Origin of the sequence: Sphingomonas sp. OK281, from assembly GCF_900115295.1 — a bacterium.
Lineage (GTDB): Bacteria > Pseudomonadota > Alphaproteobacteria > Sphingomonadales > Sphingomonadaceae > Sphingomonas.
This window is the reverse complement of sequence record NZ_FOVZ01000002.1, coordinates 226,710-250,727: the sequence shown is the minus strand read 5'-3', so window position 1 is coordinate 250,727 and position 24,018 is coordinate 226,710. Positions and strand designations below refer to the sequence as shown.

Here is a 24,018-nt window from a genome sequence, read left to right as displayed (position 1 = left end):
CGCAATCCCATGGATTCCACACCTTACACCAACGAGCTTCCCGAAACCCTCGAAGAGACCGGCGAAGTCGACGTCACGACCGTCTTCGCGCCCGTCTCCGCGCTGCCCGAGACCGAGCCGCCGCATGACTGCCCGCTCTGCCCCCGCCTCGTCGGGGTGCGCGAGCAGTTGCGGACCGAGTTCCCGACCTGGTGGAACGCGCCCGTCCCTGCGTTCGGCGATCCGGCGGCGTGGCTCGGCATCATCGGCCTCGCGCCGGGGAAGCATGGCGCGAACCGCACAGGCCGCGCGTTCACCGGCGATTATGCGGGGCAGTTCCTGTACGAGATGCTCGGGCGGTTCGGGCTGGCCACCGGGACGTATGGCGCGAAGGCCGAGGACGGGCTGGCGCTGGACGGCGCGATCATCCTCAACGCGGTGAAGTGCCTGCCGCCCGAGAACAAGCCGACGCCGGAGGAAATCCGCACCTGTCGGCCGTTCCTCGAGACGCAGGCGGATGCGGTGCCGACCGCGCGGGTGTTCGTGGCACTGGGGCATATCGCGCATCAGTCGGCGGTGAAGATGCTGGGTGGGCGGTTGCCGAAGGCGCGCTTTGCGCATGGCGCGGAGCATGTGATGCCCGATGGCCGCGTGCTGATCGATAGCTTCCATTGCTCGCGGTACAACGTGAATACGGGGGTGCTGACGGCGGAGATGTTCGACGCGGTGTTCAAGCGGGCGCTGGAGTTGCGCGGGGTGGTCTGAGCGGCGGTCTGTGCTCCCCTCCCTGGAAGGGAGGGGTTGGGGGTGGGTCGGTGTCCGGATCGCGGATCGGTTGTGGCTCGAGCAGGCCGCCCCCCCCTGACCCTCCCTTTCAGGGAGGGGAGCTGGACGGTTACTCGATCACCCAGGCCTCGCCGGCTTCTGGCGTGCGGAAGCGGTTTGCGGCGATGTGTTCGCGGATCAGCGCTGCGCGGAGGTGGTCGGGGGGGTCGTTGATACCCTCGGACGTCAGCTCGAACGTGCCCCAATGGACGCCGATCGCATAGGCCGCGCCGAGCTGTTCGAACGCCGTCACCGCCTGATCCGGGCCGATGTGGTTGTCGGTCTCGTGCCCTGCGAAATGATAGGCGCCGATCGGCAGGATCGCGAGGCGGACCGGGCCGGCTGCGCGCGCTTCGGTCGCCCAGCGCATGTCGCCCGGCCCGGTGTCGCCCGCGAAATAGAGGTTCCCGCCGGGCAGCGTTACGGTGAAGCCCGCCCATAACGTCTTGTCGCGGTCGCCGGGGTCGTATTCGCTCCAGTGGTGCGCGCGCTCGACGATCACGTCGATGCCGGGACGCAGCGTCACCCGCCCGCCCCAGTCGCGCGCGACCGAATGCACGCCGCTGCGGGCGAGGATCTGGTCGTTGCCGAGGCCGGTGACGATGAGCGGTTTGTCGCGGTGCCAGAGCCGTCGCATCGCGGTCATGTCGAGGTGGTCGCGATGGTCGTGACTTAAGAGGATCAGGTCGATCTTCGGCAGGTCCGCGATGCGCACGCCGGGCTTGCGGACTCGCTTCACGCCGACGAACTGGACCGGGGACGAGCGTTCGAGCCACATGGGATCGGTCAGGATGTTGAGCCCCTGGGTTTGCACCAGCACGGTCGAATGGCCGATCCAGGTGACGCGCATCGTCTGGCCCTCGACCCGGGCCGGGGGCCGCGTCGGGGTTACGGGGACTTCTGGCCAGCTCCGATAGGGGGGCTTTACCAGATTGCGGAGCAGCGCGACCGGGCCCTGCTTCTGTTCGCCGGTGCTGCCCTGCACGCCGTCGGGGTTGAAGAAGCGCGTTCCGTTGAAGTGATCGCTCGGCGGCATGGTCTTCAAGGACGGCGTCGCGCAGCCGGCGAGGAGCGCGAAAGCGAGCAGTATCGAGCGGGTGCGGATCATGGTGCGCTGACGAATATGTCACCCGATCATCAGGGTCCAGTCACGCGCAGAGGACCAGAGCGGATAGCATGGACGATGATTTCGAGGTGCGCGGGTTGCACGAGCAGCTGTCGGAAGAGCGCGCGGCCGGCGGTGAGGCGTTCGACCAGCGGATCGCGCTGTTCACCGCGATCCTGGCGACGCTGGCGGCGGTGACGAGCTTTCTCGGCGGGCATACGCAGAACGAGGCGTTGCTCCACAAGAATGAGGCGGTGCTGATCAAGGCGCAGGCGTCGGATGCGTGGGGCTATTACCAGGCAGAGGACCTGAAGCGGCATATCGCGCAGATGGAGGTCGACCTCGCCCCGCCCGGGTTCGGTGCGACGCAGATGGCGACGCACCGGGCGGATATCGCGCGGTACAAGGCGCGGGGGACGGCACTGAAGCGGGAGGCGGAGACGCTCGATCGGCGCTCGGCGGCGGCGGATGGAGAGTCGGACGAGGCGCTGCGGCCGCATACGAAGTTGGCGCTGGCGGTGACCGCGATCCAGGTGGCGATCGCGCTGGCGTCGATTACGGCGCTGACCGGGCGGCGGTGGCTGCTTTGGGTTGCGGGGGCGGCTGCGGTGGTGGGGGCGTTGTTGGCTGGGTTGGCTTGGTTCTGAACTGATCCCCCCCCGCCAGGGGGAGGTGGCACCGCAGGTGACGGTGGGGGAGGAACGCGCAACAGCAGTTACCCTTTCCTCCCCCTCCGTCTGGCAAGCGCCAGCCACCTCCCCCTGGCGGGGGAGGATTGAATTGTTAGATGTCCTGGACCAAGCGGCCATACAGGTCCGGGCGGCGGTCGCGGAAGAAGCCGAACGCGGCGCGGTGGCGCTTGACGATGTCGAGGTCGATCGTCGCGGTGATCACGCCTTCGTCGTCGCGGCCTAGCTCCGCCAGGATGTCGCCGCGCTCGTCGGCGATGAAGCTGGTGCCGTAGAAGGTCTGGCCGTGCTCGACACCGACGCGGTTGGCGGCGACGATCGGGACGACGTTCGAGACCGCGTGGCCGACCATGGCGCGGCGCCACAGGCGGGCGGTGTCGAGCGAGGTGTCGTGCGGCTCGCTGCCAATCGCGGTCGGGTAGAACAGGATTTCCGCGCCCATCAGCATCATCGCGCGCGCCGTCTCCGGGTACCATTGGTCCCAGCAGACGCCGACGCCGAGCGTTGTCCGCCCGGCCTCCGACGCGTGGGGCCAAACCTTGAAGCCGGTGTTGCCGGGGCGGAAATAGAACTTCTCCTCGTAGCCCGGGCCGTCGGGGATGTGGCTCTTGCGGTAGACGCCCTGGATGTTGCCGTCGGGGCCGATCATCGCGAGGCTGTTGTAGTGATGCGGGCCATCCGCCTCGAAGAAGCTGGTCGGGATCGTGACCCTGAGCGCTTCGGCGAGCGCCTGCATCGCGAGCACCGCCTTGTGCTCGCCGACCGGGGCGGCGTTGGCGAAGAGGCCCTCGTCCTCGACGCGGCAGAAATACTCGCCTTCGAACAGCTCCGGGGGCAGGATCACCTGCGCGCCCTTCGCGGCAGCCTCGTGGACGAGGCGCGACACGTTGGCGATGTTGCGGTCGATGTTGGGCGTGAAGCCCAGCTGCAGCGCGGCGACGGTGATCTCGGTCATGGCGGCGCATATAAGAGAGCGGTTCGGGTTGTGCGAGCCTTTGGTGATCCGGTTTCCCCGCGGAGGCGGGGGTCCAGGGTTACGGGCGTTGTCCTGCGAGATCCTGGGCCCCCGCCTTCGCGGGGGAACGCGAGGGGGCGATTGACACTCCCCTGCCCTGTCCGACATGCGGCGGGGATGATCGATCATACGCTCCCGCCAAGCTGGCAGGCACTCGCTGCCGAGTTCGAGGCGCCGTACATGCGGGCGCTGGGTGCCTTTCTGGAGAGCGAGCGGGCGGCGGGGGCTCGGGTGTTTCCGGAGGATGCGGACCGATTTCGCGCGTTGGAGCTGACGCCGCTCGATGAGGTGCGGGTCGTGATCCTGGGGCAGGACCCGTACCACGGCGAGGGGCAGGCACACGGGCTCAGCTTCTCGGTACGGGAGGGGGTGCGGACGCCGCCTAGCCTGGTGAATATCTACAAGGAGCTGGAGGCGGATCTCGGGATCCAGCGCGCGTCTCATGGCATGCTCGATCATTGGGCGGCGCAGGGCGTGCTGTTGCTCAACGCGGTGCTGAGTGTCCGGATGGGCGAGGCTGCGTCGCACCAGAAGCGGGGGTGGGAGCGGTTTACCGATGCCGTCATCGCGGCGGTGAACGCGCAGGACAAACCGGTCGTCTTCCTGCTGTGGGGGGCGTATGCGCAGAAGAAGGCGGCTTTCGTCGACGACGTGAGCAAGGGCGGGCGGCATCTGGTGATCCAGTCGGCGCATCCTTCGCCGCTGGCCGCACGGACCGGGTTCTTCGGATCGCGACCGTTCAGCCGGGCCAACGCCTTTCTCGAAACCAACGCGCGCCCTCCGATCGACTGGGCGCTGCCGGAGACCGACCGATGAGTGACGAATATGTCTATGACGAAGCGACCGGCGAGTGGGTTGCGGGCGGTGCGGCGACCGCGGTGGCGGCGGACGACGGCGCGGTCGTGGTGCGGGATTCGGTCGGCAACGTGCTGGCGGACGGCGACCAGGTGACGTTGATCAAGGACCTGACCGTGAAGGGCGCGGGGCAGACCTTGAAGCGGGGCACGCTGATCAAGTCGATCCGGCTGACCGGCGACGCGCAGGAGATCGACTGCCGGTACGAGGGGATCAAGGGGCTGGTGCTGCGCGCGGAGTTCGTGCGGAAGCGGTAAGGATCGGCCGATCCGGGAGCAGTCCGGGGGCCGTCCGAGGGCGGTGCCCGTCCGGCGGCGAGCCGGTGAAAGTTCACGAAGTTCACACTACGTCCCTATCGAAACGTTCTTATCGGAACGTTCTTGTCGGACGGGGCCTCTGCGGAAGAGGCTTGGTCGGAGGAAGGCGCCTGCGATCGGGCCTTGGCCGCCTGCGCCTCGTTCGCGAGGTGCGCATTCCAGCGGGCCGTCATCGCCGCGTCGTGGATAGCGGCGTCGTGCGCCTCCTCCAGCGCGATGCGGGCGGTATCGGCGCGCTCCTGCGCCATGCTCGCCACGCGATCGGACACGAGATCGGTTGCGTACAGCGGCGGGTGAATCGGCCGGGGTGCCCCCGCCTGCTCGGCATCCGCATCGTCCTCGACTCGATTGATCATCTTGGCCAGCGCGATCGCGGCGCCATCGGGATGACGCTGATACCGCATGTCGTCGAGCCACGCGCCGTAGCGTAGCGGATCGCGGTAGCGCAGCAGGAACATCGTCAGCCGCTCGTCGTAATGGCGGCGCTCGCCGATCTGCTCGCCCTTGTAGAAGACGGGCCGCGACACGCCGTTGATCGCGCGCGAGAATGCGCCGTCGGAGAGCCGGCGGATCGCATAGTCGAGCGCGAAGTCCCATGCCTGGCGGAAGCTTTGCGCGTCGACGCGGCGGCGTAGCGCGTAGGCGGACCGAACGGACATGCCGACGCGCTTGCTGGCCTCGTCGACGCACCCGCATTCGCCGAGTGCCTCGATGAACCCGCCCTGGCGCTCGGGCGACCAGCCGTCGTGGCGGGCGCGGGTGTCGACCGGTTCGAATGGGGGCGGCTCGAACGGTGGCGGCACGAACGGGGGCGGCTCGGGCGCGTGATCTTCGGGCGATTTGGATGCGGGGCCACCGCGCTGGCGCTTCTGGGTCATTCGCAAGGTGGATCAGGGCGCGCGCGTGTAGGACAGCGTGTGGCAGCCGTGCTGGACGTTTTGCGGGAAGGGTGTGGCGTTGGGGCACCCATCCGGATTGCACGCTGCTTGCTTTGACGTTGGACAATAAACTGTCCATCTTCAACTTATGCAGACTGTCACCTACTCCGAAGCGCGCGAGAACCTGAAGTCCGTGCTCGACAAGGTTGTCGCCGACCGCGCGCCCGTGATGATCACGCGCCAGCGCGGCGAGAATGTCGTGCTGATCTCGGCGAGCGAATGGGCGGGGATGGAGGAGACGCTGCATTTGTTGGCGTCGCCAGCGAATGCGAAGCGGTTGTTGGACGGGATTGCACGGTTTGATGCTGGCGAAGGCGAAGAGCACGCGCTCATTCAGCCTTGAAGGTCACGTTCGATCAGGAAGGCTGGTCCGAGTATCTTGTCTGGCAACAGGCGGACGCCAAGGTTCTGCAACGGATCAACGTCCTTATCGAGGAATGCAGGCGACACCCGTTCACCGGTACTGGCAGACCTGAACCGCTGTGGCAAAACCTCGCGGGCTGGTGGTCGCGCAGGATCACGGGCGAGCACCGACTGGTGTACCGCGTTCGTGGATCGGGTGAGGTGCAAGCGCTTGAGGTCTTGTCGTGCCGGTATCATTATTGATGTGCTTGTCGCGTACTCGGCAACGGCATAGGATCGAAACATGGCAAAGATCAGCGTATCTCTTCCTTACGAGCTGATGGCTTGGGCCGAGCAGCAAGTCGCCGAAGGTCGCTATGATAGTCTTGACGCCTATGTCGCTGATCTTGTTGCGCGCGACATCGATGATGCTGGGAAACTAGCGGCGTCGCATGCTGCGATCGAGGAAGGTCTTGCTTCGGAACCGACTGACGACTCGATGGCGGACGTGACTGCGCGCCGAGATCGCGACGACGATACGCTTGGTGTCCTGCGCCGGTCCTGGGCTCAGGGTATCGGCAGTGGCCCTCCCGTCGACGGCAATTTCAATGCCGCAGATATAGCACGCCGCGGTGGCCGGTCTGGTGAGGCGGTTCGCAAGCACGGATGAAGATCCGTCGCCTCCCGCAGGCGATACGCGATGTCGACGACATATGGCTGTATATCGCACGGCACGATCCCGATGCGGCAACGCGACTGGTCGAACGACTTGTGTCGAGTGTGGCTCGGTTAGCGGACTATTCCGAAAGTGGTCCGGCTCGGCCTGAGATCGGGGCTGGCGCTAGAAGCGTCACGGTTGGCAACTATCTCGTGCTGTATCGCGTAGAGCGCGACAGCGTGGATATCGTGCGGGTCGTGCATGGCGCTCAAGATTCGCTCGGACTACTCCCATAATAGCCCACATCTACTCAGCATCCCTGATTCAAAACACAACGTATTCGATCGAAATTATTTAATTTGGATTTTCCAACTACACTGCTCGCCGATGCGAATCATGGGTTTTATTAGCCGGATCTCTGCATAATGCATAACATAGGTATGCATACGGCCCCGTAAACACTACCGCGTCGAATAACGCGAGATCGTATCAATTTAATAGCTGATTCAATAGCTTACGAGCACGTGTTCGCAGACGAAGATCAACTTTTCTTTCACTACTAGTTTGCCGTTTCCTTCCAACTGACATGATCTAAGTTGATGGATATTTGTATACGTATAAGGTTAATGTCCTTAACACTTACATATGGTGTAATATCGAATGGGCGCTGGCCATAACGAAGAAAAATTCAAAGCCGCGATTTTACTGCGTAGCGAGTCGAAAATTTGGGCGGAAGCAAAGTCCGAGTGGGAGTTGCATCTTGTCTATGATGACCCATCCGAAAGAGCCTGCGAATGCGGCCATCAGCCTATCATTCAGATATGCGTCATCAGAAATAAGGACAACAGTAACGAGGCCGAAGTAGGTAACGTATGCGTTCATCGTTTTATGAAACTTGCTTCCCAGCGAGTTTTATCAGTTCTAAAAAGAGTCCGATGGGATTTAAAAAAATCTTTGAATCCTGCAGCCCTTGATCTTTTTGCACGTAGAGGCGTCATTTCGACCGAAGAGAAAGAGGATTATCTCGATTATTGGCGAAAACGTACAAATCTAACTGACGAACAAAAAGATCAAAAGAACGACATTAACATGCGTGTCATCAAATACGCGGACGAAGAAGCTGCTCGACTAATCGCCAATTTCGCCAAGCATGGTTTGAAGCCGCGGTTATAATCGCAGCTTCCCCGCCCTCCATTTACTCTGCAGGCAGATATATTTCGCTGCCCTTCTCGCGGAATTTCTCGCTCATGTCGGCCATGCCTTTTTCGGCGTCGGCGTAAGTGCCCTTAGCGAAGATAGCTCGGTTGGTTTGATCGGCGTCGGCGGCTAGGAATGTGTCCGCCGGCGCGTTCTGCTTGGCCGCGAAGTCCCTCACCTCCTGGGTGATCTTCATCGAGCAGAACTTCGGGCCGCACATCGAGCAGAAGTGGGCGGTCTTGGCGCCTTCTGCGGGCAGGGTCTGGTCGTGGTATTGCTCGGCGGTGTCGGGGTCGAGGGAGAGGTTGAACTGGTCTCTCCAGCGGAACTCGAAGCGGGCGCGGGACAGGGCGTCGTCGCGCATCTGGGCGGCGGGGTGGCCTTTGGCGAGGTCGGCGGCGTGGGCGGCTAGTTTGTAGGTTACTACGCCGACCTTCACGTCGTCGCGGTCGGGGAGGCCTAGATGCTCCTTGGGGGTGACGTAGCAGAGCATCGCGGTGCCGTACCAGCCGATCATCGCGGCGCCGATACCACTCGTAATGTGGTCGTAGCCTGGGGCTATGTCCGTGGTGAGTGGCCCTAGCGTGTAGAAGGGGGCTTCGCCGCAGACTTCGAGTTGCTTGTCCATGTTCTCCTTGATCTTGTGCATCGGCACGTGGCCGGGGCCTTCGATCATGACCTGGACGTCGCTCTTCCACGCGCGGTGGGTGAGTTCGCCTAGCGTGTAGAGTTCGCTGAACTGCGCTTCGTCGTTGGCGTCGGCGATGCTGCCGGGGCGCAGGCCGTCGCCTAGGCTGTAGGCGATGTCGTACGCCTTCATGATCTCGGTGATCTCGTCGAAGCGCTCGTAGAGGAAGCTCTCCTTGTGGTGGCTGAGGCACCATTTCGCCATGATCGAGCCGCCGCGCGAGACGATGCCGGTGACGCGTTTCGCGGTCATCGGGATGTAGGCGAGGCGCACGCCGGCGTGGATCGTGAAGTAATCGACGCCCTGCTCGGCCTGCTCGATGAGGGTGTCGCGGAAGATCTCCCAGGTAAGGTCCTCGGCGACGCCGCCGACCTTTTCGAGCGCCTGGTAGATGGGGACGGTGCCGATCGGGACGGGCGAGTTGCGGAGGATCCATTCGCGGGTGTCGTGGATGTTGCGGCCGGTGCTGAGGTCCATCACCGTGTCGGCGCCCCAGCGGATCGACCAGACGAGCTTGTCGACTTCGGCGGCGACGTTGGAGGCGACCGCGGAGTTGCCGATGTTGGCGTTGATCTTGACGAGGAAGTTGCGGCCGATCGCCATCGGTTCGGATTCGGGGTGGTTGACGTTGTTGGGGATGATCGCGCGGCCGCGGGCGATCTCGTCGCGGACGAATTCGGGGGTTACGAAGTCGGGGATGCTCGCGCCGAAGGATTCGCCGTCTCGTTTGTAGTCTATCAGCATCGCGCGGCCGAGGTTTTCGCGGGTGGCGACGTATTCCATTTCTGGGGTGATGATACCTCGGCGGGCGTAGTGCATCTGGCTGACGTTGGCGCCGGCGCGCGCGCGGAGGGGGCGCTTGATGGTGGCGGGGAACTGGGGGACGCCGCCGGAGCGGTCGTGGCCGAGTTGGCCGTTGTCTTCGGGGCGGAGTTCGCGGGCTTCGTAGGATTCGACGTCGCCTCGGGCTTCGATCCAGGCTCGGCGGAGTTGAGGGAGGCCGGCGTTGATGTCGATTGTCGCGCGGGGGTCGGTGTAGGGGCCGCTGGTGTCGTAGACGCGTAACGGGGGTTCGGAGCAGCTTGGGTCGAGGACGATTTCGCGCATGGCTACGCGGACGTCGGGGCTGGTCGGGACCGCGACGTGGATTTTGCGCGAGCCTCGGATCGGGCCGGTGGTGACGCCGATGTCTGCGGTCTTGGATTGCGTATCGATGGCCATGCGCTTGCTCCTACGGGTCTCGGAGCAAGGATTGCGGTTCTGTGGCGACCGCTCCCTCCCTCCGCCGGTATCAACCGGATCAGGTTCAGCGGGTCGAAGGCTCCTGCCTTCCTCTCAAGCGCGGATACAGCGCTCCCCCGGGGTGGGGCGAGCATAGGGGGGTTGGGGTGGGGTGCAATGGGGAATTTAGGGGGCTTGGGTGCCGGGTGTACGAGGGAAGTGCGCCGGGGATTAGGTTGGGCATCCTGCCGATCGAAAGTTCACCACCCCGGCGGAGGCCGGGGCCCAGTTGGGGGACGGCGGTAACGATCGGCGGTCCTCCATTATATCCACCTTTCCAACTGGGCCCCGGCCTTCGCCGGGGTGGTGCTTTTTGAGCGGGGTCGTGATGCTCATGGGGAGCACGTTTTCCGAAACGAGAAAGGCCGCTGCCCGGTTTGGGGCAGCGGCCTTTCATCTAACTCCGCGCGCCGTCAGTCGTAGCAAAGCTACGCCTTGTGGCGTGCTTTGCTACGCTGGCCGGGCTTGGGCGAGTCTTGCGCCGGGTCGGCGCAAGCCGCCCTGCGCTTAGAACCGGAAGCTCACCGTGCCGCGCAGCGAGTGCCAGCGGAACTGGTCGTCGCTGCGGCGGAAGGCCGTGCCGGCGGTGTTGGGCGCCAGGACGAACGGGTTGTTCGCGAGCAGGACCGGGCTGCCCGTGATCGCGCTGCCGGCCGTGACCAGGACGCGGGCGTCGTCGTCCTTGTACTGGTGATAGGTGTATTCCATGCCGATCGAGATGTTCTTGGTCAGCTTCTGCTCGATGCCGCCGCCGCCGACATAGCCCCACTTCTTGTCCGAACCGGTGGCTGCGAACGCGTTGGCGGTGTTGGTGGTGAAGAACAGGTTGTCGATCTTGGCGTAGCCAGCGCCGCCGGTGGCGTAGAACAACGTGTTGCGCGCGGCGAGACCGGCGCGGAGGCGGGCCGAGCCTTCCCACTTCAGCTTGCGCGCCATCGTGTAGCTGGCGGGCGTGGTCGAGAAGGCGGCGACGCTGTCGGTGATCTCGGACTTGCCGAATTCGCCGACGATGCCGACCACGAACGGGCCGCTCTGCACGTCGAAGCCCGCGCGGCCGTAATACGACCAGCCGTCATCGTCGTTGCGGCAGCCATAGGCGGGCACCGCGGTGCGGGCGGAACCGTTGCAGAAGCCCGGCGAGAAGGCGTTGGCGCCGGTGATGGTGTTGACGTTGTCGCTGAAATTGCCGTCGTTGTTGCGATCGAACAGGATCGACGAGCCGACGTCGTTGCCCTGGACGTCATAGCCGCCGGCTGCGCCGATATAGACGCCCGAGAACGGCTTGGCGTCGGTGGTCATGTCCTGCGCGGCGGCCGGAACAGCGAAAATGCCCGCGGTCGCGAGACCGGCGAGCATGGTAAGCTTCGTGAAGTTGGTCATGGTCGTTCCCCAAACGAGGGCCGCGGCGCTCCCATTGCTCGCCGCGACCCAAGGTTTCTGTTTCAGGCAGTGGTCGCGATCACGCGTTGGCGCCGCTCGTCCGCAGTGAATCGAGGCGGTTGTTGGTCCCGTTGGGGAAGAAGCCGCCGCCGATCTTCGCGGTGTTGGTCAGGTAGACGATGTTGTGCACCTGAGCGACCGAGCGACTGTAGGCCAGGCCGTTGGCGTCGGTAGGCACGATGTTGGAAACCGTCGCGTCCGACGTCGTGATGCCCTGATCGTCGTCGCCGATCACGCCGGTCGTCGTGTTGGTGACGGTACCGTCGAGGCTGTCGCGTGCGTCGCTGATCTGGTTGGCGGCAGTGATGAGCGCCGGCGTGCCGTTCGGCGTCTGCAGACCCTTGCGGTACAGGATCGTGCGGATCAGCCCTGCGTGATACGCCTCTGCCGCGAGGATGCCGGCGGCCGCCTCGAGATAGGTCTTGTTGGCGATCAGCGGTGCTGCGCCCTTGTAGGCCGACACACCGACGTCCTCGAAGATGTACGCGCCGAGCAGGAAGCTGTTGTCGTCGGCATAGGGGTTGAACACACCCGTTGCGCCGATGACGCCAGCCGCGCGGGCGGCTGCGGTGAACGCACCCGGAGCGGCAGCCGTGCCGACCGAGATGTCGATCGCAGGCTGGGCAACAGCGGCGCTGCCGAGGGCCGAGCGCAGGAACGCGACGTGTGCGACTTCGTCGATCGCGATTTCACGCGCGTATTCACGGACGACGGTGTCCTGGAACGGCACCTGTGCACCGCCGGTGACCGCACCCTGCGTACCGATGCCGGTCAGCATGTTGGCGTTGAGGCCGACACCGAATGCCGCGAACGCGTAGAACTGCGCTTCGAGATATTCGAGGTTCAGTGCGACGTTGAGCACGTCGGCGTCGTTGAGTGCCGCGACCGGCGCCGGTCCCGGCGTCGGGGTCGGTGCGAGATCGGAATCGTCGCTGCCGCAGGCCGAGAGCAGCGTGGCGCCGCCGATGGCGAGTGCGGAACCACCGGCGAAGCGCAGGAAGTTACGACGTTCGTTGCGACGACTGGCGATCGCGTCGAATAATTCCAGCTTGGTATTGAGATCGGTCATTGGGTTAATCCCCTGAATAGCGAAGAGAGCGTTGGGCGGGTCTGATGGCGATCAGACTGCCGCGGTGCTCGTCTTGATGTTGCCGTTCATGCCGTTCGGGTAGAACCCGCCTGCCGACGCGGCACCGCTGTTGAGATAGACGATGTTCAGCACCTGGCTGGCCGAGCGGCTGTAGGCGACGCCGTTGCTGTCGAGCGGAACGATGTTCGACACGGTCACGGCTGCCTGCGTGGTCGCGAGGTTGATCGGCGTCGCGCTGTACGACGAGATACCCTGATCGATGTCGTTGGTGCCGAAGATCGTCGTGTTGGCGCCACCGCCGTCGAGGCTGTCGCGGGCCTTCGAGATCGCGTCGGCCGAGGTGCGCAGCGACGGCGTCGCGATGCCCTTGCCGTACAGCGTCGTGCGGACGATCGCGGCGTGATACGCCTCGACCGCGAGCAGGCCGGCAGCGGCTTCGAGATAGGCCTTGCTGGTGAGCAACGGAGCGGCGCCCTTGTACGCGGTCACGCCGACGTCCTCGAAGATGAACGCGCCGAGCAGGAACGCTTCGTCCGAGGCATAGGGATCGAACGCAGTGCCGGCGGGGACCAGACCGGCAGCCTGTGCGGCGACCGAGAACGCGCTGGTCGGCGAGACGCTGACGTCGATCACCGGCTGCGCGACGGCGGCTGCTGTGCCGAGCGCGGTGCGGAGGAACTTGACGTGTGCGATCTCGTCCTGCGCGATCTCACGCGCATACTGGCGTACGATCGGATCGGTGAAGTTGACCTGGCGGCCACCGCGGACCGCACCCTGCGTGCCGATGCCGGTGAGCAAGCTGTTGTCGAGACCGGTGCCGTAGGCGGCGTAGGAATAGAACTGCGCCTCGAGATATTCGAGGTTGAGCGCGAAGTTCAGGACGTCCGCATCGGTGATCGTCTGCGCCGACGCCGACGTGGAGAACGACAATGCGGTTGCACCGGCTGCGGTGATCGCAGCGGCGCCCAGCGCGGTCTTGAAGAATTCACGTCGCTCGCTACGCCGTTCCACTCGCGCATCGAGGGCTTCGATAAGGTGCACGCTCTCGGTCATATCAGGGTCCTCCCCCTTGTTGTTGCAGACGTCGGAGTTTTGAAACAATCGAACAGTCTGGACCGATATTAGCCAGACCCTTTCAAAAAGGTCCAGCCCCTAACGCGCTCTATTGCGGGCAAAAATAATGCCGTCCACGCCGAGAAACGTGCGTCACAGGATTATGGACGCACGCTTCAAGGGCGTTGGATGAAATAAATTTCAGGGGGTGTCGCAGACCGTATCATTCGGGTCCGCGAGCGGCATGTTCGCCTGCGAATTGCGGTTTTGTGGCGGAAAGGGATGCCGACCTCACGATCCTCCCCCGCAACAGGGAGGGGGCGCCAAAGGCGACGGAGAGGGCGGGCACGGAACCGAGGTGGCTCTTGCCTCCCCCTCCGTCTGGCAAGTGCCAGCCACCTCCCCCTGGCGGGGGAGGATCGCTGGGTTCGGCGCCTGGCCAGAAGCACCGAAACATCCAGTTTCAAAAGATTCGGCGGCCGGACGCACAACGCCGGAACGCCGCGCCGTCGCAGATCAGCCAGATCAGGCAGATCAGAAGGTGTAGGTCAGTCCGACAGCGCCGACCCACTGATCCGCCGAGCCGACGTCGGCGACGATCGGGCTGTTCTTGTACTTGCCGAGCATGCGGCCATAGACCACGCCCGCGCCGACGCCGAAGCCGTGACGCAAGTCGCCCGACAGGCTCTGAACGACGAACGCCGACGCGTTGATCTGACGGAAGCCGCTGTCGTTGACGTCGTACGTGCGCAGGCCGCTGGCGAGCGTGCCGATCGGCGTCACCGCCGCATAGGTGCGGCCAAAGCCCTTGCCGGCGTAATCCGCCGACGCGCCGATCGCGACGAGCGTGCGGACCGACAGCGGCGTCGTATAGTTCACCTGCGGGGTGATGACGTAGCTGTCATAGGTGCCCGACACGTCGTGGACATAGGCGACGCGCGCGGTGAGCGTGTCGTAATCGCTGGTGATGACGCCGGTCTTGCCGATGCCGAGGAACCCGCCGACTTCATAGGCCGTGTCGATCTTGCCGAGCGCGCGGACCTGGCGGTTGTCGACCTTGCCGGTACGATCGGTACGGATCGCGCCGATCACGCCGACTTCGTAGTTGATGCCGACCTCGCCCGTGTTCGGGATCAAGTTGACGTACAGCTGCGTGCCGCGGGTGAAGAAGTCATGCCCGCGAAAGGTGCCGACGATTGCGCCGGCAGGCGTGAAGGAATTGCTGTCCGCGCCCTGATAGTCGGGCAAAGTCGCGACGCCGACGGCAACCGTGATGCGGTTGTTGTCGGCGGGGTTGGTGATCGGCGGCGAAGGATTGGGGTCCGTCTGAGCGAGCGCCGGCGTGGCGACCGCGAGGACCGCGATTGCGGCAGACGTGAAGAGGGTGAATGCGCGCAAGGAAATGCTCCGGACAAAAAGGTTCCAGCGCAAAACGCCGGACAGTCGTTTTCGGTCCGTTACGACCCGTCAGAAGATGTAACGCATTTTCACCTGTTGCATTTCGGCATCACCGGCAACCATGAACCGTGCCGCCGAAAAGCGCGGCGGGCCGAAGCGGACCGCGGCATTGCGCGAGAAACCATAGCCTTCGCGCGGGATCCCGGCGATCGTGTCGAGCTTCGCGTTGCTGTTCTCGTCGTGGATGACGGCGAGCGCATAGCCGCGCTGCGGCAGGCCGGGGAAGCTGGTGGTGTGGATGCTTGCCGGGATCGAGCGGGTCAGCGCGTTGGCGTCGTCGACGCAGGCCGGGAAATTGTCGGGATCGGCGGTGAGGCAGATCCGGATCATCCCCTTAGACGAGCGCAGATTGTCGACCTCGACGTCAAGCCGCGTGACGGGGGCCGCTGCTGCCAGCATCGCCCACGCCGTCGCCGCCGCGATTACGAGCGGCAGCCTTGGCGTGCGCCCTGGCAAAGTCGCCGAGCCCCTTGTCGGTGCCGCAGAGCCGATCCCAAAAGCGGAAATATAGGCCATAATTGCACCCGTATTGTTCGTGATGGCGCTGATGATGACTCGCCGTGATCAGCCAGCCGCCCAGTGCGCCCCGCCACATGAACCGCGGGAAAACCTCCCACCCCATGTGATTGGTCACCCCCATAACGGTCATGATCGTCAGTACCAGACCCAGCGCGCCGACATTGATCGGAATTAGGAATACCAGTAGCGGAATTATCACAGCGCCCGTGATCGCCTCGATCGGGTGAAACGCCATCGCCGCCCATGCCGTCGGGGGTCGGCTGGCGTGATGCACCGCGTGCGCGAGCTTGAAGGGCTTGGGCCAATGCATCCAGCGATGCGTCCAGTAGAACCAGGTGTCGTGCGCGAACAGGAACGCGAGCACCGACACCGGCACATACCAGAGCGGATACGCATGCACGTCGGTGTAGATTTGCGTCCAGCCGCGGTTCTGCCAGCCCCAGGCGACGATCCCCGCGGGCACGCCGTAGATCGCGGCGGAGGCGATGCTCCACCAGATCTCGCGCCGCATCTGCGCGTCGAGCCCGCGGTATAGGCCGGGATGGCGTGCGCGCGTCGCGGCGGCGAACGCGCCGGAAACGATGAGATAGCGGATTCCGACGATCGCGGTCATCGCGATCGCGGAGAGGAGGATGGCGAGCCACATGAGGCGCTTATAGGCGGTTTTGCAGCAAGACGTAATGGGTGGCGCCGCCGAAATGGGCACGCTAGCCTGATGCATGGCGCGGGCGAGCAAGCTGAAAGTGTACCGGACGGCGGCGGGGTTCCACGACGCCTATGTCGCGGCGCCGAGCCAGAAGGCGGCGCTGGCGGCGTGGGGCAGCGACCATGACCTGTTCGCGCGCGGTATCGCCGAACTGGTGACCGATCCCGCGCTTGCCGCCGAACCGCTGGCGTCCCCCGGCGTGGTGATCAAGCGATCGCGCGGGACCACGGCCGAACAGATCGCGGCCCTGCCGGCGCGTGCCGTGTCGGCGAAGGGGACGGGGGAACCTGGATCCGATGCATCGGACGAGGACCATTATGAAACGCGGCGCTCGCGGGCCGAGGCAGCGCCCGCTCCCCCGAAGCCTAAGCCGAGGCCCAAACCGAAGCCGAAACCAAGCCGGGGCGCGCTGGATACTGTCGAGGAAGCACGCGAGGCGTGCGAGGCGGAGTTTCGTCGTGCGTTACGGGACCTCGCCGCGCGCGAGGCTGCGCTGGTCCGCGAGAGACGCGCGCTCGAACGATCGCGGGACCTGGCGATGGAGAAGGCGCAGGCGGCGGTCGACGCCGAAAAGCGGCGCTATGACGACGCGCTGGCGGACTGGAAGGGCTGACGCACGGGTTCACCCGTCGCTGGGTGGCATATCCTCCACGGCGATGCCGGCTTGGGGGGCCGTTTCTCCATCGTCCCGACACATCCCCCGACGGATCTCCAGGCAGATCCCATGCGATTGCAATAGCCTCTATGCAGTGCGACGAAACCTGATAGCCTCCCCTCCAGAGCAGGACGACCTGCCAATTCGGAGAGAGATGCATGGCAAACCAAGACGCCGCGCGCGGGGATACCGGCACGAATACCACCATGAATGCCGGCCGGGACCATAGGAGCCTGATCTATGTCATCGCCGGCAGCATTCTGGCGCTGGGGCTGGTGCTGATGGCATTCTACGACCGGGCCGGCGATTCGATGCCGATCGCCGCAGCCCAGAAGCCGGTCGTCACCGCGCAGAAATAGCGACGGGCGCGGCTCGGTCGAGGAACGGTATCGCGGCGCCCCCTCCCCCACGCTCCGATCCTACCTCGACGCCGGCAACGCAGGTTGTCTTCGCAGGCGATTGGGTCGCAAAGGTTGTTTTCGAGGCTCTCGCTTTGCGCTAGTCGGAGGCATGGCATCGACGATCTCCTGCGACGTTGCGATCGTTGGCGCGGGTTTGGCCGGCGGGATGATCGCGCTGGCCCTCAAGGCCAGGCACCCGGCGCTCGACGTGCGGCTGATCGATTCCGCGCAGACGGTCGGCGGCAATCATCTCTGGTCGTTCTTCGGGAGCGACGTGGCGCAAGAGGATCGCTGGATCGTCGCGCCGCTCGTGGTGCATGCGTGGCGCGGGTACGATGTGCGCTTCCCGGCGCACGAGCGGACGATCGACGCGACCTATTATTCGATCGAGAGCAGCAAGCTGGACCGCCAGGTTCGCCGCATACTCCCGGCGGAGGCGCTGATGCTGGGGCGGAAGGTTTCGGGGGCGAGCGCGACTGCGGTGGTGCTCGCGGACGGCGACCGGATCGAGGCGACCGGCGTGATCGACGCGCGCGGGCCGGGCGACCTGTCGCTGCTCGATCTCGCATGGCAGAAGTTTCTCGGGCGCGAGCTGGCGCTGAGCGTGCCGCACGAGAGCCCACGGCCGATGGTGATGGACGCCACCATTCCGCAGATCGACGGGTATCGGTTCGTCTACTGCCTGCCGTTCAGTGCGGACCGGATGTTCGTCGAGGACACTTACTATAGCGACACGCCGGATCTCGATATCCCGGTGCTGGGCGCGCGGATCGACGACTATGTCGCGAACCGTGGCTGGTCGGTCGAGAATGTCGTTCGCGAAGAGTCCGGCGTGCTGCCGGTAGCGATGGGGGGCGATTTCGAGGCGTATTGGCGGTCGGGTGGCGCGCGCGTGGCCAAGGCCGGGATGCGCGCGGGGATGTTCCATCCGACCACCGGCTATTCGCTGCCCGATGCGGTGCGGACTGCGGCGATGCTGGCGAACCTCGGCGATTTCTCCGGAGCGATGCTGCACGATGCGACGCATGCGATGGCGCGGGCGACGTGGAAAAGTCGCGGTTTCTACCGGATGCTCGACACGATGTTGTTCCGCGCCGCCGAACCGGAGGAACGCTACCGCATCCTCGAGCGCTTCTACCGCCTCTCCCCATCGCTTATCGGCCGTTTCTATGCCGGCCGCTCGACGCTTTCCGACAAGGCGCGCGTTCTGACCGGCAAGCCCCCCGTCCCCATCGTGCGCGCCGTCCGCGCCATCGCAGGCAGTATGTCATCATGAAGACCGCAATAGTCATCGGCGCAGGTTTCGGCGGGCTGGCGCTCGCGATCCGGCTGCAATCCGCGGGCGTGCAGACGACGATCGTCGAGAGCCGCGACAAGCCGGGTGGCCGCGGATATTTCTGGGAGCGTGATGGGTTCACGTTCGATGCGGGGCCGACGGTGATCACCGATCCGGATTGCCTGCGCGAGCTGTGGGCGCTGACCGGGCGCGACATGAGCGAGGACGTGACGCTCGATCCGGTGCTGCCGTTCTACCGGCTGAACTGGCCCGACGGGACCAATTTCGACTACACCAACGACGACGTACAGATGCGCGCCGAGATCGAGAAGCTGCATCCCGGCGACTGGGCGGGGTATGAGAAGTTCCTGCAATATTCGGCGGGTGTGTTCCACGAGGGCTATGAGAAGCTTGGCCATGTCGCGTTCCTCGACTTCGGGTCGATGATCAAGGCGGCGCCGGCGCTGGCGAAATACCAGGCGTGGCGGTCGGTCTATTCGATCGTGTCGAGCTTCGTGAAGTCGGAGAAGCTCCGCGAGGCACTGTCGTTCCATACGCTGCTGGTCGGCGGCAACCCGATGACGACGAGCGCGATCTATGCGCTGATCCACAAGCTGGAGCGTGACGGCGGGGTGTGGTTCGCACGCGGCGGGACCAATCGGCTGGTGGCGGCGCTGGTCACACAGTTCGAGCGACTGGGCGGCGTGTTGCGGCTCGACGATCCGGTGACGTCGATCGAGACTCTCGGCGATCGCGCGACCGGCGTGACCTGCGCGAGCGGCTGGTCGGGTCAGGCGGATGCGATCGCGGCGAACAGCGATATCATGCACACCTATCGCGAACTGCTGGCGACGTCGCGCAGTGCCAAGCGGAAGACGGGGTCGCTCGAGCGGAAGAAGTACTCGCCGTCGCTGTTCGTGGTGCATTTCGGAATCAAGGGCACGTGGCCGGGCATCCCGCACCACATGATCCTGTTCGGGCCGCGCTATAAGGGGCTGCTCGAGGACATCTACGACCACGGCGTGCTGTCGGAAGATTTCTCGCTGTACCTGCATCATCCGACCGTGACCGATCCTTCGCTGGCGCCGGAGGGGCATTCGACCTTCTATGCACTGGCGCCGGTACCGCATCTGGGGAAATTCCCGGTCGACTGGGACGAGATCGCGCCGATCCTGGAGAAGCGCATCCTCGACGAGATCGGGCGGCGGTTGATCCCGGATATTCACGAGCGGATCGTGACGAAGTTCTCGTACGCGCCGAAGGATTTCGCGCAGGATCTGAATGCGCATCTGGGGTCGGCGTTCTCGCTGGAACCGGTGTTGACGCAGAGTGCGTATTTCCGGGTTCACAACCGCGACGAGCATATTCCGAACCTGTACTTCGTGGGGGCTGGGACTCATCCGGGTGCGGGCATTCCGGGGGTTGTCGGGAGTGCGAAGGCTACCGCTCGGTTGATGTTGGAAGGCGAGAAGTAAGGTTTGTTCACGCGGAGGCGCGGAGACGCGGAGGTGTTGCGCTTGTCGTGTAGCGACCGTGTCTTCAACGATCTGCGCGACTTGCGTGAAGACAGCGCGAGCGCTGTCCCGAACGTGACACCTCCGCGCCTCCGCGTCTCCGCGTGAACCCATTCTTCTCTTGCGGCACCCCGCGCGCTTCCCCTAGCGAGGCGGGATGAAGAGACTTGCTGTGTATTGCGGGTCGGCTACGCCGGCTGATCCCATCTATATCGAAGGCGCTCGGGCGCTCGGACGCGCCTTTGCCGAGCGGGGGATCGGCCTTGTTTATGGCGGCGGGCGGACCGGGCTGATGGGCGCGATCGCGGATGGTGCGCTGGAGGGCGGCGGCGAGGTTATCGGCGTCATTCCACAGGCGCTGGTCGATGCGGAGGTCGCGCATCGCGGGCTGACCGAGTTGCACGTCGTCAGCGGGATGCATCAGCGCAAGCAGATGTTTACCGATCTCTCCGACGGGTTCGTGACGATTCCGGGCGGCACGGGGACGATGGACGAGTTGTGGGAGGCGCTGAGTTGGGCGCAGCTTGGGTATCATGCGGATCCGGTCGGGTTGCTGAATACGGCTGGGTATTACGATCACCTGATCGCGTTCTGGGAGAAGATGGGCGAGGTTGGGTTTTTGCGGCCGCAGCACCGGGATCTGCTGATCGTGGCGGATACGCTGGACGTGCTGCTTGACCGGATGGCCGAGCATGTGCCGACGCAGCCGATCGTGCGGATGAACGCGTCGGATTTGTGAGGTTCGGATCGCACCCCGACACCCTGCTCCACCCCGGCGGAGGCCGGGGCCCAATTGAGGGCCGTGAATTGGTTTGCGTTGCGCGCCGTTACCTCGACTTTTCCAATTGGGCCCCGGCCTTCGCCGGGGTGGTCCTTGGCGGGGTGGCACATGTAACGGTGGTGGCGTGCGAGGTGATGTCGTGAGCCACCCCCTGCCCTCGCGCGATGCGATCGTCGCGACCGCGCATGAATCGATCTCGCGGGGGTCGAAGAGTTTTGCGGCGGCCAGCCTGTTGTTCGACAAGCCTACGCGCGAGCGGGCCTGGTTGTTGTATGCGTGGTGTCGGCGGTGCGACGATATCGCCGATGGCCAGGATCATGGGCACGGGATGACCGTGGTCGACGACGCCCCGGCTCGGCTGGTGCAGTTGTCCGCCATGACCGAGCAGGCGCTGGCGGGCGAGGTCGTCGGCGAGCCTGCGTTCGACGCGCTGCGGATATTCGCGGCCGAAACCCGGCTGCCCAAGCGGTTCGCGCGTGATCTGGTAGCCGGCTTCGCGCTGGACGCGGAAGACTGGCGGCCGCGGTCGGAGAACGACCTCTACAAATATTGCTACCACGTCGCCGGCGTCGTCGGGTGCATGATGGCGATCGCGATGGGCGTCGATCCCGAGGACGAGGATACGCTCGACCGCGCATGTGACCTGGGGATGGCGTTCCAGCTTGCCAATATCGCGCGCGATATCGAGGAGGACGACCGGGTCGGGCGCTGCTACCTGCCCGTCGAATGGCTGGTCGAGATGGACTTCCCGCCGGGCCAGCACATGAAGCCGCCGTTCCGATCGCGACTTGCCGTATTGTCGCGGCGGATGGCCGACCGCGCCGCCGCATTCGAGGCAAGCGCGCGCGAGGGGACGCCGGCGCTGTCGTTCCGCTCGGCCTGGGCGGTGCTGGCGGCGGCGGAGATCTACGGCGCGATCGGGCGGACCGTGGCGGCGCGCGGCGAGCATGCATGGGATCACCGCGTGACGACATCGGGCCTGCAGAAGCTGGGGTTCATCGCGAAAGCGGCACGGCAGGCAGCGTCCCGCAAGACATCGTATCCGCGGACCGAGCGGGACAGCCGACTTTGGACTCGGCCCAAACCCTAAAACGCGGGCGATGCCCGTATTGTCGCGTCCCGCGCCTGCCGCGGAGGATGTTCGACCCAAGAAGAGTCCTGATCTTAACCGCCTGACGAGAAGAACTGGGAACAAATGTTACCGTTTGTTTACCATGTCTGTCGAAGACGACGCGATTTGTACAATTGTGACAGCCTTATCATAGATTTAGGTTGCAAATGATTCTAATCACACACATAAGTTAAGCGAGCCGAGTGGGTTCTCATCGCGACCCCCCGCGACGAGCCCAACTCCAGCCCTTCATACCCTGACCATCCGGGATTCGATGGCTGCGGAAGTCGACACAGATCGATCCGTTGCGATCCGCTAAGGCTTCGTCCTTGCTTCGGGCGCTCTACTTCCTCTTCGAACGGCTCCCGCTGCTGCGGATGGGAGACTCGTGCCTTCCATCCGCGGTGACTTTCGAGGTGTTCATGTACAAGTCGACCCTTTGGGCGGCCGCGCTTGCGGCTGTGAGCCCTGCTGCCTTGCTGATTTCGACGCAATCGGCGCAGGCGCAGGTTCCCGTGGGAGCCGGTGGACAGCTCCAGCAGATCCCGCCCGTACCCCTGAACGAGACGCCCGCGCCCGACTTCGGTTTCGAGCGCAAGACGCCGGTCGTCGTTCCCGCCGCGGGTGGGCCGAAGACGCTCGTCCGCTCGCTGCGCGTGACCGGGGCGACGCTGTTCCCCGAGGCCGATCTGATCGCCGCGTCCGAGTTCACGCCCAACAGCGAGCTCGACCTGTCGGAGTTGAAGACGCTCGCCGCGCGGATCACCGCCTATTACACGAGCCGCGGCTATTTCGTCGCGAACGCCTATCTTCCCGAGCAGGACGTGCAGAGCGGCGCGGTCACGATCGCGGTGATCGAGGGACGCTTCGGCGCGATCGGGCTGAAGAACGAGTCGCGGCTGTCGGACCGTGTCGCGAACGGCATCCTGACAGGGCTCGACGTCGGCGATCCGGTCGCGGTCGCGCCGCTCGAACGTCGCCTGCTGATGCTGTCGGACCTGCCCGGCGTGCGCGTGTCGTCGACGCTGAGCCCCGGCACCGCGGTCGGCACGTCGGACCTGCTGGTCGCGATCACCCCCGGCCAGAGCATCACCGGCAGCGTCGAGGCCGACAATGCCGGCAACCGCTACACCGGCGCCTACCGCGTCGGCGGCGTGGTCAATTGGAACAACCCGACGGGCTCGGGCGACGTGCTGAGCTTGCGCGCGCTGACCTCGTTCTCGGGGCTCGCCTATGGCCGCGCATCGTACCAGGCACCGATCGGCCAGGTCACGCTGGGCGTCGCGTTCGCGCATCTCGAATACTCGCTGGGCAAGGAATTCGACAGCCTCGACGGCAGCGGCAACGCCGACGTCGCGAGCGTCTATGCGAGCTATCCGCTGATCCGCTCGCGCGACAACAACCTGTACGTGACGCTCGGCGGCGACGTGAAGTGGTTCGAGGACAAGATCGGCATCGTCGACGTCACCACGTACCGCCGCGCGCAGGTCGTCACCGCGGGACTTAGCGGCGACGAGCACGACACGCTGCTCGGCGGCGGCTGGAGCGCGTATTCGCTCAGCTATTCGGTCGGCAATCTCGATATCCGCGGCGCCTATGAGCGTTCGGTCGACGCGCTGACCGCACGCACCGACGGCAGCTACGGGAAGGTCCAGTTCAGCTTCGCGCGGTTGCAGACGATCGCCGGGCCGCTGTCGTTCTTCGCTTCGGCTCGCGGGCAGATCGCATTCAGCAACCTCGACATCTCCGAGAAGATGGAGCTGGGCGGCGCCTATGCGGTGCGCGCCTATCCCGAGGGCGAGGCTTACGGCGACCAGGGCTATGTCGCCACCGCCGAGGCGCGGCTGGCCTTGCCGCAGGTCGTGCCGGGTACGCTCCAGCTGTTCGGGTTCGTCGACGTCGGCGAGGTCGATTACGTCAAGCACCCGTATTTCGACGGATCGAACCACGCGAAGCGCAGCGCGTACGGCGCCGGGCTGAGCTGGGCGGGACCGTACGGGATCGCCGCCAAGGCGACCTATGCGCGCAAACTCGGCGACGAGGATGCGACGTCCGCCCCCGACAAGTCGGGCCGCGCCTGGTTCCAGCTCTCCAAGACCTTCTGAGCGCGCCGCCAAACGCTGCT

At 64.9% G+C, this 24,018-nt stretch carries 26 protein-coding genes and 1 riboswitch; of the genes, 16 read left to right on the top strand and 10 right to left on the bottom strand.

Features of this window, described 5'->3' with window-relative positions; all coding sequences use genetic code 11:
- The first annotated feature begins 9 nt into the window (after positions 1–9).
- Complete coding sequence (locus BM244_RS07325; protein WP_093398334.1) at positions 10–744, top strand: uracil-DNA glycosylase; 735 nt, start codon at positions 10–12, stop codon at positions 742–744.
- A 130-nt stretch (positions 745–874) separates the two neighbouring features.
- On the opposite strand, the gene BM244_RS07320 is transcribed toward BM244_RS07325, so the two are convergent.
- The gene (locus BM244_RS07320; protein WP_093398333.1) at positions 875–1,912 is read right to left on the bottom strand and encodes an MBL fold metallo-hydrolase; all 1,038 of its coding nucleotides are present in this window, start codon (positions 1,910–1,912) and stop codon (positions 875–877) included.
- A 68-nt stretch (positions 1,913–1,980) separates the two neighbouring features.
- Between BM244_RS07320 and BM244_RS07315 the strand changes: the two genes are divergently transcribed.
- Positions 1,981–2,556, top strand: coding sequence for a DUF4337 domain-containing protein (locus BM244_RS07315; RefSeq protein WP_093398332.1), 576 nt, complete (start codon positions 1,981–1,983; stop codon positions 2,554–2,556).
- A 136-nt stretch (positions 2,557–2,692) separates the two neighbouring features.
- Here the strand turns inward: BM244_RS07315 and aguB are convergent, their stop codons facing one another.
- Positions 2,693–3,553 (bottom strand): N-carbamoylputrescine amidase, encoded by an 861-nt coding sequence (gene aguB, locus BM244_RS07310; protein WP_093398331.1) that lies wholly within the window; start codon positions 3,551–3,553, stop codon positions 2,693–2,695.
- Between the two features lie 177 nt (positions 3,554–3,730).
- Here aguB and ung point away from each other — a divergent pair, with 177 nt between their 5' ends.
- Both ung and BM244_RS07300 read left to right on the top strand, forming a co-directional pair.
- Positions 3,731–4,429 carry a uracil-DNA glycosylase gene (gene ung / locus BM244_RS07305; protein ID WP_093398330.1) on the top strand — a complete coding sequence of 233 codons (699 nt, stop codon included), beginning with the start codon at positions 3,731–3,733 and terminating at the stop codon, positions 4,427–4,429.
- Entirely contained in the window at positions 4,426–4,725 is a 300-nt protein-coding gene (locus tag BM244_RS07300; RefSeq protein ID WP_093398329.1) for an alkylphosphonate utilization protein, read from the top strand. The genes ung and BM244_RS07300 overlap by 4 nt, the downstream gene beginning before the upstream one ends.
- A 95-nt stretch (positions 4,726–4,820) precedes the next feature.
- On the opposite strand, the gene BM244_RS07295 is transcribed toward BM244_RS07300, so the two are convergent.
- Positions 4,821–5,663 (bottom strand): hypothetical protein, encoded by an 843-nt coding sequence (locus BM244_RS07295; protein WP_093398328.1) that lies wholly within the window; start codon positions 5,661–5,663, stop codon positions 4,821–4,823.
- A 148-nt stretch (positions 5,664–5,811) separates the two neighbouring features.
- On the opposite strand from BM244_RS07295, the gene BM244_RS07290 reads away from it, so the two are divergent.
- From BM244_RS07290 to BM244_RS22590, 5 genes are all read left to right on the top strand, one after another.
- Positions 5,812–6,066, top strand: coding sequence for a type II toxin-antitoxin system Phd/YefM family antitoxin (locus tag BM244_RS07290; protein WP_093398327.1), 255 nt, complete (start codon positions 5,812–5,814; stop codon positions 6,064–6,066).
- Complete coding sequence (locus BM244_RS07285; RefSeq protein ID WP_093398326.1) at positions 6,063–6,329, top strand: Txe/YoeB family addiction module toxin; 267 nt, start codon at positions 6,063–6,065, stop codon at positions 6,327–6,329. The genes BM244_RS07290 and BM244_RS07285 overlap by 4 nt, the downstream gene beginning before the upstream one ends.
- A gap of 40 nt (positions 6,330–6,369) precedes the next feature.
- A complete protein-coding gene (locus tag BM244_RS23040) occupies positions 6,370–6,735 on the top strand; it encodes a ribbon-helix-helix domain-containing protein (RefSeq protein WP_175518122.1) in 366 nt (121 codons plus the stop codon).
- Entirely contained in the window at positions 6,732–7,019 is a 288-nt protein-coding gene (locus BM244_RS07275; protein WP_093398325.1) for a type II toxin-antitoxin system RelE/ParE family toxin, read from the top strand. Before BM244_RS23040 ends, BM244_RS07275 begins: the two co-directional genes overlap by 4 nt.
- A 364-nt stretch (positions 7,020–7,383) precedes the next feature.
- A complete protein-coding gene (locus BM244_RS22590) occupies positions 7,384–7,896 on the top strand; it encodes a hypothetical protein (protein WP_139226880.1) in 513 nt (170 codons plus the stop codon).
- Between the two features lie 22 nt (positions 7,897–7,918).
- Here the strand turns inward: BM244_RS22590 and thiC are convergent, their stop codons facing one another.
- The 7 genes from thiC to BM244_RS07240 form a co-directional block, all read right to left on the bottom strand.
- Entirely contained in the window at positions 7,919–9,829 is a 1,911-nt protein-coding gene (gene thiC, locus BM244_RS07270; protein WP_093398324.1) for a phosphomethylpyrimidine synthase ThiC, read from the bottom strand.
- Between the two features lie 39 nt (positions 9,830–9,868).
- Positions 9,869–9,979, bottom strand: a riboswitch (TPP riboswitch).
- Positions 9,980–10,396: 417 nt separating this feature from the next.
- A complete protein-coding gene (locus BM244_RS07265; protein WP_254784335.1) occupies positions 10,397–11,269 on the bottom strand; it encodes an outer membrane protein in 873 nt (290 codons plus the stop codon).
- Positions 11,270–11,348: 79 nt separating this feature from the next.
- Positions 11,349–12,398 carry a ferritin-like domain-containing protein gene (locus BM244_RS07260; protein WP_093398323.1) on the bottom strand — a complete coding sequence of 350 codons (1,050 nt, stop codon included), beginning with the start codon at positions 12,396–12,398 and terminating at the stop codon, positions 11,349–11,351.
- 51 nt (positions 12,399–12,449) lie between these two features.
- Positions 12,450–13,472, bottom strand: a complete 1,023-nt coding sequence (locus BM244_RS07255) for a ferritin-like domain-containing protein (RefSeq protein WP_093399016.1) — start codon at positions 13,470–13,472, stop codon at positions 12,450–12,452.
- A 534-nt stretch (positions 13,473–14,006) separates the two neighbouring features.
- Positions 14,007–14,870 (bottom strand): MipA/OmpV family protein, encoded by an 864-nt coding sequence (locus BM244_RS07250; RefSeq protein WP_175518121.1) that lies wholly within the window; start codon positions 14,868–14,870, stop codon positions 14,007–14,009.
- 69 nt (positions 14,871–14,939) lie between these two features.
- Entirely contained in the window at positions 14,940–15,329 is a 390-nt protein-coding gene (locus tag BM244_RS07245) for a DUF2141 domain-containing protein (protein ID WP_093398321.1), read from the bottom strand.
- Positions 15,295–16,095, bottom strand: a complete 801-nt coding sequence (locus BM244_RS07240) for a sterol desaturase family protein (RefSeq protein ID WP_093398320.1) — start codon at positions 16,093–16,095, stop codon at positions 15,295–15,297. Before BM244_RS07240 ends, BM244_RS07245 begins: the two co-directional genes overlap by 35 nt.
- Before the next feature lie 73 nt (positions 16,096–16,168).
- Between BM244_RS07240 and BM244_RS07235 the strand changes: the two genes are divergently transcribed.
- From BM244_RS07235 to BM244_RS07200, 7 genes are all read left to right on the top strand, one after another.
- Positions 16,169–16,768, top strand: a complete 600-nt coding sequence (locus tag BM244_RS07235; RefSeq protein WP_093398319.1) for a hypothetical protein — start codon at positions 16,169–16,171, stop codon at positions 16,766–16,768.
- A 200-nt stretch (positions 16,769–16,968) separates the two neighbouring features.
- Entirely contained in the window at positions 16,969–17,169 is a 201-nt protein-coding gene (locus BM244_RS07230; protein ID WP_093398318.1) for a hypothetical protein, read from the top strand.
- 151 nt (positions 17,170–17,320) lie between these two features.
- Entirely contained in the window at positions 17,321–18,487 is a 1,167-nt protein-coding gene (crtY, locus tag BM244_RS07225) for a lycopene beta-cyclase CrtY (RefSeq protein ID WP_093398317.1), read from the top strand.
- Positions 18,484–19,962 carry a phytoene desaturase gene (locus tag BM244_RS07220; protein WP_093398316.1) on the top strand — a complete coding sequence of 493 codons (1,479 nt, stop codon included), beginning with the start codon at positions 18,484–18,486 and terminating at the stop codon, positions 19,960–19,962. The genes crtY and BM244_RS07220 overlap by 4 nt, the downstream gene beginning before the upstream one ends.
- Before the next feature lie 196 nt (positions 19,963–20,158).
- Positions 20,159–20,740, top strand: coding sequence for an LOG family protein (locus tag BM244_RS07215; RefSeq protein ID WP_093398315.1), 582 nt, complete (start codon positions 20,159–20,161; stop codon positions 20,738–20,740).
- Between the two features lie 181 nt (positions 20,741–20,921).
- Complete coding sequence (locus BM244_RS07205) at positions 20,922–21,872, top strand: phytoene/squalene synthase family protein (RefSeq protein WP_093398313.1); 951 nt, start codon at positions 20,922–20,924, stop codon at positions 21,870–21,872.
- A 443-nt stretch (positions 21,873–22,315) separates the two neighbouring features.
- Positions 22,316–23,998, top strand: a complete 1,683-nt coding sequence (locus tag BM244_RS07200) for a ShlB/FhaC/HecB family hemolysin secretion/activation protein (protein WP_093399015.1) — start codon at positions 22,316–22,318, stop codon at positions 23,996–23,998.
- The last annotated feature ends 20 nt before the right edge of the window (positions 23,999–24,018 follow it).

Bases quoted from the DNA above. Each gene is read 5' to 3' on its own strand.
- BM244_RS07315 (WP_093398332.1), top strand. From the start codon at position 1,981: ATGGACGATGATTTCGAGGTGCGCGGGTTGCACGAGCAGCTGTCGGAA.
- crtY (WP_093398317.1), top strand. From the start codon at position 17,321: ATGGCATCGACGATCTCCTGCGACGTTGCGATCGTTGGCGCGGGTTTG.
- BM244_RS07215 (WP_093398315.1), top strand. From the start codon at position 20,159: ATGAAGAGACTTGCTGTGTATTGCGGGTCGGCTACGCCGGCTGATCCC.
- BM244_RS07245 (WP_093398321.1), bottom strand. From the start codon at position 15,329: ATGCTGGCAGCAGCGGCCCCCGTCACGCGGCTTGACGTCGAGGTCGAC.
- BM244_RS07235 (WP_093398319.1), top strand. From the start codon at position 16,169: ATGGCGCGGGCGAGCAAGCTGAAAGTGTACCGGACGGCGGCGGGGTTC.
- BM244_RS23040 (WP_175518122.1), top strand. From the start codon at position 6,370: ATGGCAAAGATCAGCGTATCTCTTCCTTACGAGCTGATGGCTTGGGCC.
- BM244_RS07200 (WP_093399015.1), top strand. From the start codon at position 22,316: ATGTACAAGTCGACCCTTTGGGCGGCCGCGCTTGCGGCTGTGAGCCCT.
- BM244_RS07325 (WP_093398334.1), top strand. From the start codon at position 10: ATGGATTCCACACCTTACACCAACGAGCTTCCCGAAACCCTCGAAGAG.
- ung (WP_093398330.1), top strand. From the start codon at position 3,731: ATGATCGATCATACGCTCCCGCCAAGCTGGCAGGCACTCGCTGCCGAG.
- aguB (WP_093398331.1), bottom strand. From the start codon at position 3,553: ATGACCGAGATCACCGTCGCCGCGCTGCAGCTGGGCTTCACGCCCAAC.
- BM244_RS07300 (WP_093398329.1), top strand. From the start codon at position 4,426: ATGAGTGACGAATATGTCTATGACGAAGCGACCGGCGAGTGGGTTGCG.
- BM244_RS07275 (WP_093398325.1), top strand. From the start codon at position 6,732: ATGAAGATCCGTCGCCTCCCGCAGGCGATACGCGATGTCGACGACATA.
- BM244_RS07240 (WP_093398320.1), bottom strand. From the start codon at position 16,095: ATGTGGCTCGCCATCCTCCTCTCCGCGATCGCGATGACCGCGATCGTC.
- BM244_RS07320 (WP_093398333.1), bottom strand. From the start codon at position 1,912: ATGATCCGCACCCGCTCGATACTGCTCGCTTTCGCGCTCCTCGCCGGC.
- BM244_RS07290 (WP_093398327.1), top strand. From the start codon at position 5,812: ATGCAGACTGTCACCTACTCCGAAGCGCGCGAGAACCTGAAGTCCGTG.
- BM244_RS07255 (WP_093399016.1), bottom strand. From the start codon at position 13,472: ATGACCGAGAGCGTGCACCTTATCGAAGCCCTCGATGCGCGAGTGGAA.
- BM244_RS07265 (WP_254784335.1), bottom strand. From the start codon at position 11,269: ATGACCAACTTCACGAAGCTTACCATGCTCGCCGGTCTCGCGACCGCG.
- BM244_RS07220 (WP_093398316.1), top strand. From the start codon at position 18,484: ATGAAGACCGCAATAGTCATCGGCGCAGGTTTCGGCGGGCTGGCGCTC.
- BM244_RS07295 (WP_093398328.1), bottom strand. From the start codon at position 5,663: ATGACCCAGAAGCGCCAGCGCGGTGGCCCCGCATCCAAATCGCCCGAA.
- BM244_RS22590 (WP_139226880.1), top strand. From the start codon at position 7,384: ATGGGCGCTGGCCATAACGAAGAAAAATTCAAAGCCGCGATTTTACTG.
- thiC (WP_093398324.1), bottom strand. From the start codon at position 9,829: ATGGCCATCGATACGCAATCCAAGACCGCAGACATCGGCGTCACCACC.
- BM244_RS07260 (WP_093398323.1), bottom strand. From the start codon at position 12,398: ATGACCGATCTCAATACCAAGCTGGAATTATTCGACGCGATCGCCAGT.
- BM244_RS07230 (WP_093398318.1), top strand. From the start codon at position 16,969: ATGGCAAACCAAGACGCCGCGCGCGGGGATACCGGCACGAATACCACC.